We start from the raw sequence: 12,932 nt of genomic DNA, 5'->3' as shown, positions 1-12,932 counted from the left end.
CCCCTATGGGATACCACTTTCTTGAGTGGTTGACTGCATAAGTTGACGATTCGATAGCGTTGAAGCAATAGCCTACTGGCTTCAACGAGTATTCACTCGATACGGAGTATAACGTATCAACAGTGTCCCATTCGTCTAGAGGCCTAGGACACCGCCCTTTCACGGCGGTAACAGGGGTTCGAATCCCCTATGGGATACCACTTTYTTGAGTGGTTGACTGCATAAGTTGACGATTCGATAGCGTTGAAGCAATAGCCTACTGGCTTCAACGAGTATTCACTCGATACGGAGTATAACGTATCAACAGTGTCCCATTCGTCTAGAGGCCTAGGACACCGCCCTTTCACGGCGGTAACAGGGGTTCGAATCCCCTATGGGATACCACAACTTATTTTGATAAATTTTGAAATAAGACGTTGTGTTTATTCAGGTTTTACTGTATAGTCACAATCAGTTTCGGGGCCTTAGCTCAGCTGGGAGAGCGCAACACTGGCAGTGTTGAGGTCAGCGGTTCGATCCCGCTAGGCTCCACCAAATAAGCGTTTAGTTACGCGGAAAAAACCACCCAATAGGGTGGTTTTTTTTCATCTGTTATTTATCTCTATCTTGCTTCTATCTGTTTGCTACCAATACTAAGGAAGGTGCGAATAAGTCCCGTGCTTGCTCTGCGTGTGCTTAAAGTGGATAGATGCAAGGCACAGTTTGCAGCGAATGGCCCTAGTCCTTCGCAAGAACTGTAACGCAGCAAATACCGCAGTAAGCCTCGCCCTGCGGGGCTTTGATAGCAACACCATTTCGGCGTTATTCAACTTCAGCAGGCCTCGGCATGCCCTCAGTTGAATGCCTTGAACTGTCGCTGCTATCAAAGCCAGAGCTGTNTCTGCGTGTGCTTAAAGTGGATAGATGCAAGGCACAGTTTGCAGCGAATGGCCCTAGTCCTTCGCAAGAACTGTAACGCAGCAAATACCGCAGTAAGCCTCGCCCTGCGGGGCTTTGATAGCAACACCATTTCGGCGTTATTCAACTTCAGCAGGCCTCGGCATGCCCTCAGTTGAATGCCTTGAACTGTCGCTGCTATCAAAGCCAGAGCTGTGCGACGACTTGTTCGCACCTTCCCTAATACCAATCGTAATAAATAATTAATCATTCTAGCTTGTTAAAACGCTCGATAACTGTATTGGTATTTTTAATTGTAGAACAAGTGCTTATCTAAAAAAACTGCTTTGTTCTCAAGCGTTTTTCCTGCGCTATTTCTGCTCACATATTTACTGTGATTGGTATAAACCACTGGCTCCGGCAAAGCGTATCTATTGCGTCTACACTGACAGACTAACCATCAGTGCATTTGAGCAACAGAGTGAGTCAGACAATGAAGACATTTCTTTTACTGCTGTTATTAGCATTTTCATCAGTGAGTTACGCTGAGGAAACCACACCTTTGCCGTCCCATAAGATAGCCTATCCTCAAGGCTGGCAAACCTGGTCGAGTATCGCTGTCTCCCATCGCACCGATAACAACACGGTGCGGGCGATCCTGGGTAACGAGATCGCCATCAGTGCCGCGAGCAGTGGTAAGCACTCGCCTTGGCCCGATGGTGCCATCTTGGCCAAGGTGGTTTGGAAGGCTGGTGAATTGAGCCACTGGCCGCAGGCGATAGGACCAAAGGCCTTCGTCCATGCCGAGTTTATGTTTAAAGACTCGGTAAAGTATGCTGATACTTATGGCTGGGGCTGGGCACGTTGGGTTGGCGAGGATCAGACACCCTTTGAGGGCGGCATGCAGGTCTGCATCAGCTGTCACACGCTGGTAAAAGACAATGACTGGGTCTTTACCGAACCTGCCTGGTTTCCGGCTAAGTGAAAGAGTCGCTGAGAGTAAAAGTGGAGGCTCTAGACTCACGCTTAAGAGCTAAGGTTTAAAATTTAAGCAGGAGATCGACAGGCACCACGCGCTAAACGCGGCGATGCCTGTCGATGATGGATATGACTCGGTAACTAGGGCTACTCGATGCCGAGGAAACCACCGGTCTGATGGGCCCAGAGCTGAGCGTAGATCCCGCCCTGTTTGATCAGCTGCTGATGTGTGCCTTGCTCGACGATCTTGCCTTGATCCAATACGATCAACCTGTCCATGGCGGCAATGGTCGACAGGCGGTGGGCGATGGCGATCACCGTCTTGCCTTCCATCAACTGATAGAGACTCTCCTGAATGGCGGCCTCGATCTCCGAATCCAGTGCCGATGTGGCCTCGTCCAACAAGAGGATGGGGGCGTTCTTCAACAGCACGCGGGCGATGGCGATACGCTGACGTTGACCGCCCGACAACTTCACTCCTCGCTCGCCTACCTGGGCATCCAAGCCATGATTGCCTTCGGGATCGCTAAGTCCTTGAATAAAATCGAAGGCCTGTGCCTGACGGATGGCATCTTCCAGCTCTTCCTCGCTTGCATCCGGTTTGCCGTAACGTATGTTGTCGCGGATGGAGCGATGCAGCAGGGAAGTATCCTGAGTCACCATGCCTATGTTGGCCCGCAGGGAGTCTTGTGCCACCTCGCGAATGTTTTGCCCATCTATGGTGATGCTGCCTTGCTCCACGTCGTGAAAGCGCATCAAGAGGTTAACCAGGGTGGACTTGCCGGCGCCCGAGCGTCCAACCAGCCCCACCTTTTCGCCTGGCTTGATCTTAAGGTCGAGATCTTCGATGACGCCGCTGGCCTCGCCATAGTGGAAACTAACGCTATTGAAGGCGATCTCACCTTGGGAGACGGTCAGCTGGCTGGCATTGTCGCTGTCTTGCACGCTGGTGGGGCGTGACAGGGTATTCATGCCGTCGGCTACTGTACCTATGTTTTCAAACAGTGAGCTTATCTCCCACATGATCCATTGCGACATGCCGTTGAGTCTGAGGGACAGGCTGACCGCGACCGCGATGGCACCTATGGTGATGGCATTGTCGCGCCACAGCCAGATGGAGACGGCGGCGACTGTGAAGGCGAGTAAGTAATTAATCACCTGCACGCTAACGTTGATCCCCGTCACCAGACGCATCTGGCGATACACGGTATCGAGGAAACCCGTCATGCTCTCCTTGGCATATTGGGCCTCTTTCTGGGTGTGAGAAAAGAGTTTCACCGTGGCGATGTTGGTGTAGCTGTCGACGATACGCCCCGTCATGGTTGAGCGGGCATCGGCCTGTTCGGTAGAGACTCGCTTTAACTTAGGCAGGTAGTAGCATTGCAGCCCCACATAGAGCATCAGCCAGGCCAGCATGGGCAGCATGAGACGCAGGTCGGCGTCGGCGATGATCACCAGCATGGAGAGGAAGTAGACCAGAATATAGACCAGGACATCCAGCAGCTTAGTGACCGTTTCGCGCACCGCCAGCGAGGTCTGCATCACCTTGGTTGCGATACGCCCGGCAAAATCGTTTTGATAGAAGGAGATGCTCTGTTTAAGCAGATATCGGTGGGCGAGCCAGCGGATCGACATAGGGTAGTTACCCAAGAGTCCCTGGTAGATCACCAGGGCGTGCAACAATACCAGCGCAGGGATCACCACAAGCACCAGGAGCGCCATCATCAATAGCTTGTCACCCTGCTCGGCAAATAGTGTCTCCGGGCTGTGGCTGGCGAGTAGATCCACCAGGTCGCCCATGAAGGCGAACAGCGAGACTTCGAGAATGGCTAATAGCGCGGTCAGTATCGACATCAAGGCCAGCGGCAGTTCGAAGCCGCGTGTGTAATGCCTGCAAAATTGGTAGATCCCGCGCGGCGGCTGCACCGCTTCTTGGTCGGGGAGGGCGGAAACCCATGATTCGAAACGCTTAAACATTTAAGTCCTTATAAAAAATTAGCCTTATTGGATGTACTTATTGAATGTGCTTACTGGATTTTGTCGCTAGGTGTGATCCTTGTCACTCATCATATAGCAGGCGCCAGCCGAGTGCGATGAATTGTTGCGCCGAGATCTCATCTCACCATGAGTGCCTTTTTCCGCTAGTATCCTAACTCGTGCTGCATTAGAGTGGCCTTATCAATCGAAATCGAGTCATCTGTTAGTGAGTCAGCAACAAGGTAAGATAAGTGCCGAGGCGCACAATACTAAGTTCCCTGGGGGCCAGCATCCCAAGGCGGAGCAGTATCGCATCGCGCGTCTCTCCCGGGATGCAAGGTTCGACGGTCTCTTCTTTGTCGGTGTCTTCTCCACCGGCATCTATTGTCGTCCTATCTGTCCGGCTGTGCCTGCCAAGGAGGCCAATGTCAGGTATTTCGACGATGCCCTGTCGGCGGCCCAGGCGGGCCTGAGACCTTGTCTGCGTTGTCGTCCCGACAGTGCGCCGGGCTCTAACCCCTGGCTTGGCAAGCAGACCAGCCTGAATCGTGCCATGAGCCTGATCGATGCCGGAGTCTTGAGTGGCCCCCAGGCGATCCCTATGACAGGGCTTGCCGACCGCCTCGGGATCAGCGAGCGATATCTGCGCCAGTTGTTTCACGACAGCCTGGGAACTTCACCCAAGCAATATGCCTTGTATCAACAGTTGATGTTTGCCAAGCAGCTGTTGCATCAAACCAAGATGCCGATCACTCAGGTGGCCTTCGCCGCCGGTTTTAACAGCGTGAGGCGCTTCAACGAGGTTTTCCGTGAGCAGTTGCAATTGACCCCGAGCGAGATCCGCAAGGCATCGGGTGAGTCACAGCTGCCGATGCAGGGGCTGACACTCAAGCTTGCCTATCGCCCTCCCTATGACTGGCACCACCTGCGCAGTTTCTTTGCCCAGCGCGCCGTGCCCGAGATGGAGTGGCTGGATGAACACAGCTATGGCCGAAGCTTTGAGCTCGGCAGTGGTCGTGGCCGTAATAGTGGCCGTGAGAGTGAGAATAGCCGCGATAATGCTGGTCACGCCAAGGGCTATTTTTGTGCGGTTCATAGCGAGCGAGAGGCCTGTTTTCACGTCACGATTCACCTCGCAGAGGCTGACACTCTTGGTCAGCTAAAGGGGATCATCAGCCATATTCGTCGCATCCTGGATCTCGACGCCGACATGCTGACCATAGGCGACAAGCTGCAGCAATTGGGGCAGGCCTTGCCTCGAGTCTCGCCGGGCATACGTCTGCCCGGTGTCTGGTCGCCATTCGAGGCCGCCTGTCGTGCCATTTTGGGGCAGCAGGTGAGCGTCACTCAGGCCATCAAGCTCCTGGGGCAACTGGTGGCCGATTATGGCGAGACGATCAGCCTAAACGAGCGAAAGGTGCGCCTGTTTCCAAGCCCCGAGGCGTTAATGGACGCCAGCCTGGAAGGGCTTAAGATGCCCGGGATACGAAAAGAAGCGATTCGGGCGCTGGCACGTTTTGTGGTGGCCAACCCTGAGGCAAACATAGACGACTGGCTGCAAATAAAGGGGATCGGCCCCTGGACGCTGGATTATGTGCGCCTGCGCGGGCAGAGCCTGCCGGATGTGCTACTCGTTGGGGACCTCGTGGTCAAACAGCAACTGCTGGCGAACCTATCGCCCGAGCCGTACAGTCATGATGGTGAGCCTGCTGAAGACGAAGATCCTAAGGCGGCCAAAAAACGGGCGCAGGCATACTATCAAGGGCTTAGCCAAGAGGTGTTGCAGCAGGTTGCCCCATGGGGCAGCTATCTCACCCTGCAGCTCTGGAATCAGCAGTGAGCAAAAGCGTCAGCGATAAACCTCAATATTGATTAAGGAAGTAAAAATGAATCAGATGAGCTTAGAGGCTAAGTATATTCCCTTAAATCGGGACGCTGGGTTAAGCGGCTATCAGGCGCTCGCCGAGCGCATCATAACGACTCCCCTGGGGAAGGTGCGTCTGGCGGCCAATCAGTTTGGTCTGTCGCACCTGAGCTTTCTGCCCGGGCAAGATGATGATTTTACCGCGCGGCAGGTGACGCTAATTGAATGTGACCAGGAAGCGCAGATTAGGGCTCAGGCGCACCTAGAGCAGGCTGAGGATGAGTTAGCCGCCTATTTCGCCGGTCAGCTTACCGCCTTTAATGTGGACCTGGCGCCAGTAGGAACAGCGTTTCAGCATCAGGTATGGCAGGCGCTGCTCGCTCACCCCTTTGGCGATGCGGCAAGCTATTCGGATATCGCTAGTGCGATAGATAATCCCAAGGCGGTGCGGGCGGTGGGCAGCGCCAACGGCGCCAACCGAATCGCCATCATCATTCCCTGTCATCGCATCATAGGCAAGGATGGGGCGCTGACAGGCTATGCCTATGGCCTGACGATTAAGCAGCAACTACTGGCCTTGGAGGCTAAGGCTGTGGGTTGCTAGGGCCTGTTGACCTTTTGAGAACAAATTTTGTTCTAATTGAGCACGTTCAAATCGCGGCATGAGGCTTGAAGTATAGTTATTCTATATAAAAGCCGAGTAACAAAGAGTTGAACGTGCTCAAGACGAACCCTGCGGGCAGCGTCTGTATCATTTTTCTACTGCGTTATCGCTCATTGATGTAGCACACCACATTACAATCGCTCTGCCTTGTATAAAAGCGATACAGAATGCTGCAAAAATGAACGCGAAAGATAAACAGGCCCTAGGCAGACGCAGAATAAAACCTAGGTCCTATCTCTTAAGGTAAGAGTCTTAAGGCAAGATTCTCGAGGCAAGAGTCTTGAGGTAAGAGAGTAGCGAAAGATGAGGTGTTTACCCGTGAATTTAGGTACAATGCGCGGCTCTATTTTTTACGGGTAGCTAAATTTAATGACACCATCTGATCAGGCTCCATCTGCTTCGAAACCGACTGCGCCATCGGACCTGCCACTGTCGACCACTGATTTTAATCAGTTAAACCTGGTTAAGGCGTTACAAGCCAGGCTACATCATCTTGGTTATCAGCAGGCGACGCCGATTCAGGCCGAGGCAATCCCCGCGATATTAGCCGGTCGCGATCTGTTGGCCGGTGCCAAGACGGGCTCGGGTAAGACCGCCGCCTTCGCCTTGCCGCTGTTGCAGAAACTGGTGGGCCAGAGAGCCTCTGGCGGCAATCATATCGGCGCCTTAGTGCTGGTGCCGACCCGCGAGCTTGCCCAGCAGGTTGCTGATAGCTTTACCAGCTATGGCGCCGAACTGGCACCCAGAGCTAAGGTTGTCGCCGTCTTCGGTGGTGTCTCGGTCAATAGTCAGATGCTGGCCCTGCGAGGCGGCGCCGATATACTGGTGGCGACGCCGGGTCGTCTACTGGATCTGCTTGGCTGCAATGCCGTTACGCTCTCTCAACTCAAGGTGCTGGTGCTCGATGAAGCCGATCGCATGTTGAACCTGGGCTTCACCGAGGAGCTTGGTGAGATCCTCAAACTATTACCCACTCAGAAACAGACTTTGCTGTTTTCGGCGACCTTTCCCGAAGAGGTGCTGAGCCTCACGGCCAAGCTGCTGAACGATCCCGTGGAGATTCAACTGCAGCAGGCGCAGAGCGCCGATATCGCCCAGCGCGTCTATACCGTCAATCGCAGTAACAAGACGGCCCTGCTGGCGGAGCTTATCAAGGTGCGTCAGTGGCGTCAGGTACTGGTGTTTGCCAGCGCCAAGCGCAGTTGCGATCACCTGGCGCAGAAGCTGGAGAAGCGCGGCATCACTGCTCAGGTGTTCCATGGTGACAAGGCGCAGGGCGCCAGAAGCCGAGTGCTCGAAGGATTCAAGAGCGGTGAGATCACAGTGCTGATCGCTACCGACATCGCGGCGCGCGGTATCGACATCGACAAGCTACCCGTGGTGATCAACTTTGAGTTACCAAGAAGCCCCGCCGATTATCTGCATCGTATCGGTCGCAGCGGCCGCGCGGGCGAGAGTGGTGAGGCGATCTCGCTTATCAGCCACGACGAGTATCATCACTTCAAGGTGATAGAGAAGAAGAACAAGTTACGTCTGCCAAGGGAGCAGTATCCAGGCTTCGAGGCCGATGCTGAGGCGCCGGCCGATTGCCCATCACGTCAGGCGAAGCCGATGGCCAAACCCGAGGGCACGGGCAAGAAAAAGCGTAAAAAGTTACCCAAGATCAATGACGGGATCTGGAAGCGTCCCTCATAGTAGGGTGTTCAACTAACAGAGTGGAAGAGAGATGCAGCAGCTTTTTTGGTTAGTCGAAGGCCAGATCGCCGGTCGTTGTGGCCCCAACCTGGTGCCCTGGGAGCTAAGTGAACTCAAGGGGCAAGGGGTCGGTGCCATACTGTCGGTCAATGGCGGCGATCTCTGCGAGCCCGATGAGATGGCACGGCTAGATTTACGCTACGCCTGTATTCCGCTGTCGGGCAACATCCCGCCTATGGAGGGGGATGAGGCACACTGTGTGGCCCAGCTGCCCAAGGCGCTGGCCTTCATTCGCCAGTGTGAGGCCGATGGCCTGCCTGTGATGATTCACTGCCGCTCAGGCAAAGACAGAACCGGGCTCTTGATGGCCTATTATCTGATGGAGAATGGCGCCGCGCCGCTACATGCGGTCAGCCAGGTGAGGGCGGTGCGAGATATCGCCTTCAGCGCCGAGGGCTGGGATCAATTTGTCTACGACGTCTTGTACGCTTTACAGGAGTAAGCCTAACGCCTATGTTAGGCCCTAGGCCCATAAATTCATGGTGTTAGCCTAAGTGATAAACTTCTCTGAGGTAAGTCAAAAACGGATGTGCACAGCCTTAATGCGCACAGCCTTAATGCGTATGACATTGATGCTGATGGCCTGGACATTGGTGTCGGCCTGTAGCAGTCTGCCCCCGCCGCAAACACTTACGCCCAGTCATAAACTGGCGGCGCCGACAGATTCTAGGCTATATCGTTATCTCGCCGATGACCTAAAGGCGCACCCTAACCAGACGGGCATACTGCCGCTTTCCTCCGGTGTCGATGCATTCGTGGCGCGTTTGGCTATAGTGGATGCGGCGAGCCAAAGCATAGATCTGCAATATTATATCTACCACGACGACGAAACCGGCCGGCTGCTTATTTGGCACTTGATAGACGCCGCCGATCGTGGCGTGCGGGTGAGGGTATTGTTAGACGACCTCACCACTAAGACCCTAGACGATGGCCTGATATTGCTGGCCAGCCACCCCAATATCGAGATCCGCCTCTTTAATCCCTCCTATGAGCGCACCTTTCGTAGTTTTGCCATGTTGACCGGGTTTTCCCGCCTCAACCATAGAATGCACAACAAATCCCTCACGGTGGATAATCAGATCACCATAGTGGGCGGACGCAACATAGGGAATGAGTATTTCTCCAAGAATGATGATGTGGATTTTGGGGACTTCGATCTGCTCACCATAGGCGATGTGGTCGATGAGGTGTCCGAACAATTCGACCGTTACTGGAACAGTGAACAGGTGGAGAGCGTGATCAACCTGGTGCCGCCGGCAACCAGTGAGATGTATCAAGCGGCGGCCAAGACTATGGCTAAAAACAAACAGAACTTCCTCAATGACGAGTATCTCAATCGTCTGGAGTTGAGCGAGCTGTTAAAACAGATCACTGGCAAGGGGCTTGATTGGTATTGGGGCGACGCCCAGCTGCTCTATGACCCGCCACAGAAGGCGAGCAGACAGGATAAGCAGGAGTGGTTGCTAACCGACTTAAGCCAGTTTCTGGCCAGGGCCCGCGAGGAGGCACTGATCGTTTCGCCCTATTTTGTGCCCACCGAAGGCGGTTGTCAGGCCTTAATTGAGGCGGCCAAACAGGGCATTAAGATCACCATAGTCACCAACAGCCTGGCGGCCACAGACGTGTTGGCGGTGCATGCCGGCTACAAGGCCTATCGTGAGCGTCTGCTGGAAAATGGTATCGCCCTGTATGAGGTGAAGGTGGATATCAATAACCGTCCCAGCGCCTGGAAGGGCAGCTCGCGCACCAGCCTGCATGCCAAGACCTTTGTGCTCGACAGAAGCTCAGTGTTTGTCGGCTCCTTTAATTTCGACCCTAGATCGGCTTGGATCAACACCGAGATGGGGCTGATTGTCGACCAGCCCAGGTTTGCCGGAGAGATGGTGGATGAGATCGAGGCGTCCCTCAAGCGCAGCAGCTATCGCTTAGGGCTGCAACGGGGAGAGTTGATCTGGCATGATGATTTAAACGGTAAAGTTTATTATGCCGACCCTGATGCCAGCTTCTGGCGGCGTTTCATGGCCGACTTTATCGGTTTGCTGCCCATAGAGTCACAATTGTAGGGGTAATTTATCGGGGCATGAGCATCGTCAATTTAATCTGGCTATGCTAGGGTTAAACTTATCGCTAATTAAGCATTTATGTGTCGGTAAGAATATGAAAAGTAAGGCGAGCCAATCTCAAGGCCTATTATTGTTCCGCTTGTCCCATACTCAGTTGTTTGCCCTCGGCACGCTCAAGATCCGTGAACTGGTTCCTTTCTCTAAACTCAGCGCCATCCCTCAGTCTCATCCCGCTATTTTGGGCGCCGCGACGGTGAGGGGGCACACCATTCCCATCATCGACATGGCCGCGGCCGTGGGCTATGCGCCTATCACAGAGCAGGAGTTCGCTAACGCCTATATCATCATCACAGACTGCCAGCGCATGGTGATGGGCTTTCTGGTGCGCAGCATAGATAAGATCATCGAGTGCAACTGGCGTGATATCGAGTCGCCGCCGGATAACCTGGGTAAGAATGCCTTCCTGACCGGGGTGACCCGGGTCGATGACAAGCTGGTGCAGCTGCTGGATGTGGAGCTCTTGCTGTCGAAGATATTCCCCACCAGTCCTGAAAGCACCCGGGCAATACTGACAGATGTGCAGCGGGAGATCTTAAAACCGCTCAATATCCTGCTGGTGGACGATTCCATGGTGGCACGCAAGCAGCTCAGTGACGCGCTGGACAGCATCAATATTCCCTATCTGGTTACCTCGGACGGTCGGGAAGCGCTTTCCATCATGGAGGAGGCCGCGAAGGAGGGAAGACCCGTGGATCTCCTGGTGAGCGACATCGAGATGCCGGGACTCGACGGCTATGAGCTGGCGTTCGAGGTGAAGAACACACCTGCCTTGGCCGACGCCTACATCATACTGCATACCTCACTCTCCAGTGAGATCAGCGTGAGTCAGGCCCATCAGGTGGGCGCCAACGAGGCGCTGACCAAGTTCGATGCCCACGAGTTGATCGAGGCCATGCTCAGGGGCGCCAAGCGGCATCAGGCGAGTTAAAAATTAGATTTTTGTTATCTTTATGATGCTAGTGGGTAATAACTAAAGCGAAATCGAGCGGTTTGCTAGACAAGACGGGGGAGTTTCTATAAAACACAGGATGAAGGAAGTTTAACCTTGGGCCGGATCCTGTGTTTGACGTCAGCTTTTACTCTCATCCCTGGTACTTTTAGGCCGCAGTGGCCAAGCGGTATCGTAACGAGAGACGATAAATACCATAAAGAAAGCTGTTCTGCTCAGCGAACGTTGAAGGCGATGAGCAAAGGTTAAATTCAATTAATTATAATGATAGGTCAATCAATGAATCAAAATCGTTCCTTATTTGCCAAGTTGGCAGATGGCAGCTTAGTGCTGCAAATTATCTTGGGGATCATTGCCGGGGTTGCCCTGGCGAGTTTTTCACCTTCCTCGGCAGGGAGTGTTGCCTTCTTAGGGGATCTGTTTGTCGGCGCGTTAAAGGCGATCGCGCCTATTTTGGTGTTTATTCTGGTGGCGGCCTCGATTGCCAATCAGAAGAAAAACACCAAGACCAATATGCGACCTATCATAGTGCTCTATCTCTTTGGCACCTTTGCGGCGGCCATTACTGCTGTGACTATGAGCTTCCTCTTTCCAACCACTCTGGTGCTGGTAAGCGGCGCCCAAGGCGCGACGCCACCGGAGGGAATTGGTGAGGTACTCAATACCTTGCTCTTCAAGGTGGTGGATAATCCGGTCAATGCCCTGATGACGGGTAACTACATCGGCATCCTGGCCTGGGGTATAGGCCTGGGCATCGCCCTGCATCACGCCTCAGAGAACACCAAGACGGTATTTGCCGATGTGAGCCATGGGGTATCGCAGATGGTGCGCTTCGTGATCCGTCTGGCGCCTATCGGTATCTTCGGCCTGGTGGCTAACACCTTCGCGGCAACCGGCTTCGAGGCGATTGCCGGCTATGCCAAGCTGCTTGCGGTGCTCCTGGGCTCCATGTTGATCATCGCCCTGGTGATCAACCCGCTTATCGTCTGGTTTAAGATCCGCCGCAACCCTTATCCTCTGGTATTAACCTGTTTAAGAGAGAGCGGCGTGACCGCCTTCTTTACCCGCTCGAGCGCGGCAAATATTCCGGTCAACATGGCCCTGTGTGAGAAGCTCGACCTGCATGAAGACACCTACTCAGTGTCTATCCCACTGGGCGCGACCATCAACATGGCGGGCGCGGCGATCACTATTACCGTGTTGACCCTGGCGGCCGTGCATACCGAAGGGATCCAGGTCGATATCCTGACCGCTATCTTGCTGAGCGTTGTGGCGGCGGTATCTGCCTGTGGCGCCTCAGGCGTGGCCGGTGGCTCGCTGCTGCTTATTCCGCTGGCCTGTAGCCTGTTTGGTATCTCTAACGATGTTGCCATGCAAGTGGTGGCCGTGGGCTTCATCATAGGGGTGATCCAAGACTCGGCGGAGACGGCGCTTAACAGCTCGACCGACGTGCTCTTCACCGCGGCGGCTTGCGAGGCGGCCGAGCGTCAGGTGGAGATCTAAGGAAGGTGCGAATAAGTCCCGTGCTTGCTCTGCGTGTGCTTAAAGTGGATAGATGCAAGGCACAGTTTGCAGCGAATGGCCCTAGTCCTTCGCAAGAACTGTAACGCAGCAAATACCGCTGTAAGCCTCGCCCTGCGGGGCTTTGATAGCAACACCATTTCGGCGTTATTCAACTTCAGCAGGCCTCGGCATGCCCTCAGTTGAATGCCTTGAACTGTCGCTGCTATCAAAGCCAGAGCTGTG

The 12,932-nt window shown here is 54.1% G+C and carries 9 protein-coding genes and 3 tRNA genes; 11 read left to right on the top strand and 1 reads right to left on the bottom strand.

All coding sequences use genetic code 11. The annotated features are described in order from the left end of the window. Positions 1 to 124: 124 nt before the first annotated feature. From L1D47_RS18995 to L1D47_RS18980, 4 genes are all read left to right on the top strand, one after another. Positions 125 to 200, top strand: a tRNA-Glu gene (locus L1D47_RS18995). A 108-nt stretch (positions 201 to 308) separates the two neighbouring features. After that, a tRNA-Glu gene (locus tag L1D47_RS18990) sits at positions 309 to 384 on the top strand. A gap of 74 nt (positions 385 to 458) precedes the next feature. Further along, positions 459 to 534: transfer RNA gene (locus tag L1D47_RS18985), tRNA-Ala, on the top strand. Between the two features lie 835 nt (positions 535 to 1,369). After that, on the top strand, positions 1,370 to 1,861 hold the full coding sequence (locus L1D47_RS18980) for a cytochrome P460 family protein (protein ID WP_239886399.1): 492 nt from the start codon (positions 1,370 to 1,372) through the stop codon (positions 1,859 to 1,861). Positions 1,862 to 2,001: 140 nt separating this feature from the next. On the opposite strand, the gene L1D47_RS18975 is transcribed toward L1D47_RS18980, so the two are convergent. Beyond that, positions 2,002 to 3,831 carry an ABC transporter ATP-binding protein gene (locus L1D47_RS18975; protein ID WP_239886398.1) on the bottom strand — a complete coding sequence of 610 codons (1,830 nt, stop codon included), beginning with the start codon at positions 3,829 to 3,831 and terminating at the stop codon, positions 2,002 to 2,004. A gap of 226 nt (positions 3,832 to 4,057) precedes the next feature. Here L1D47_RS18975 and L1D47_RS18970 point away from each other — a divergent pair, with 226 nt between their 5' ends. From L1D47_RS18970 to sstT, 7 genes are all read left to right on the top strand, one after another. Next, positions 4,058 to 5,671 carry an AlkA N-terminal domain-containing protein gene (locus L1D47_RS18970; RefSeq protein WP_239886397.1) on the top strand — a complete coding sequence of 538 codons (1,614 nt, stop codon included), beginning with the start codon at positions 4,058 to 4,060 and terminating at the stop codon, positions 5,669 to 5,671. A 46-nt stretch (positions 5,672 to 5,717) separates the two neighbouring features. Beyond that, positions 5,718 to 6,299: a methylated-DNA--[protein]-cysteine S-methyltransferase gene (locus L1D47_RS18965; RefSeq protein ID WP_239886396.1), complete on the top strand. Its 582-nt coding sequence runs from the start codon at positions 5,718 to 5,720 to the stop codon at positions 6,297 to 6,299. Positions 6,300 to 6,728: 429 nt separating this feature from the next. Continuing rightward, positions 6,729 to 8,054, top strand: a complete 1,326-nt coding sequence (locus L1D47_RS18960; protein WP_239886395.1) for a DEAD/DEAH box helicase — start codon at positions 6,729 to 6,731, stop codon at positions 8,052 to 8,054. Between the two features lie 31 nt (positions 8,055 to 8,085). Then, entirely contained in the window at positions 8,086 to 8,556 is a 471-nt protein-coding gene (locus L1D47_RS18955) for a dual specificity protein phosphatase family protein (protein WP_041511740.1), read from the top strand. A 100-nt stretch (positions 8,557 to 8,656) separates the two neighbouring features. Beyond that, entirely contained in the window at positions 8,657 to 10,177 is a 1,521-nt protein-coding gene (locus L1D47_RS18950; RefSeq protein WP_239886394.1) for a phospholipase D family protein, read from the top strand. 94 nt (positions 10,178 to 10,271) lie between these two features. Next, entirely contained in the window at positions 10,272 to 11,165 is an 894-nt protein-coding gene (locus tag L1D47_RS18945; protein ID WP_041511738.1) for a chemotaxis protein CheV, read from the top strand. A 300-nt stretch (positions 11,166 to 11,465) separates the two neighbouring features. After that, positions 11,466 to 12,689 carry a serine/threonine transporter SstT gene (gene sstT, locus L1D47_RS18940; RefSeq protein ID WP_041511737.1) on the top strand — a complete coding sequence of 408 codons (1,224 nt, stop codon included), beginning with the start codon at positions 11,466 to 11,468 and terminating at the stop codon, positions 12,687 to 12,689. Positions 12,690 to 12,932: the final 243 nt, after the last annotated feature.

The sequence above is a fragment of the Shewanella sp. Isolate7 genome, assembly GCF_022398425.1.
Lineage (GTDB): Bacteria > Pseudomonadota > Gammaproteobacteria > Enterobacterales > Shewanellaceae > Shewanella.
This window is presented reverse-complemented; position numbering and strand designations above follow the sequence as displayed.

Coding starts and splice junctions, on each gene's coding strand:
- sstT (WP_041511737.1), top strand. CDS start 11,466: ATGAATCAAAATCGTTCCTTATTTGCCAAGTTGGCAGATGGCAGCTTA.
- L1D47_RS18980 (WP_239886399.1), top strand. CDS start 1,370: ATGAAGACATTTCTTTTACTGCTGTTATTAGCATTTTCATCAGTGAGT.
- L1D47_RS18965 (WP_239886396.1), top strand. CDS start 5,718: ATGAATCAGATGAGCTTAGAGGCTAAGTATATTCCCTTAAATCGGGAC.
- L1D47_RS18950 (WP_239886394.1), top strand. CDS start 8,657: ATGCGCACAGCCTTAATGCGTATGACATTGATGCTGATGGCCTGGACA.
- L1D47_RS18955 (WP_041511740.1), top strand. CDS start 8,086: ATGCAGCAGCTTTTTTGGTTAGTCGAAGGCCAGATCGCCGGTCGTTGT.
- L1D47_RS18945 (WP_041511738.1), top strand. CDS start 10,272: ATGAAAAGTAAGGCGAGCCAATCTCAAGGCCTATTATTGTTCCGCTTG.
- L1D47_RS18975 (WP_239886398.1), bottom strand. CDS start 3,831: ATGTTTAAGCGTTTCGAATCATGGGTTTCCGCCCTCCCCGACCAAGAA.
- L1D47_RS18960 (WP_239886395.1), top strand. CDS start 6,729: ATGACACCATCTGATCAGGCTCCATCTGCTTCGAAACCGACTGCGCCA.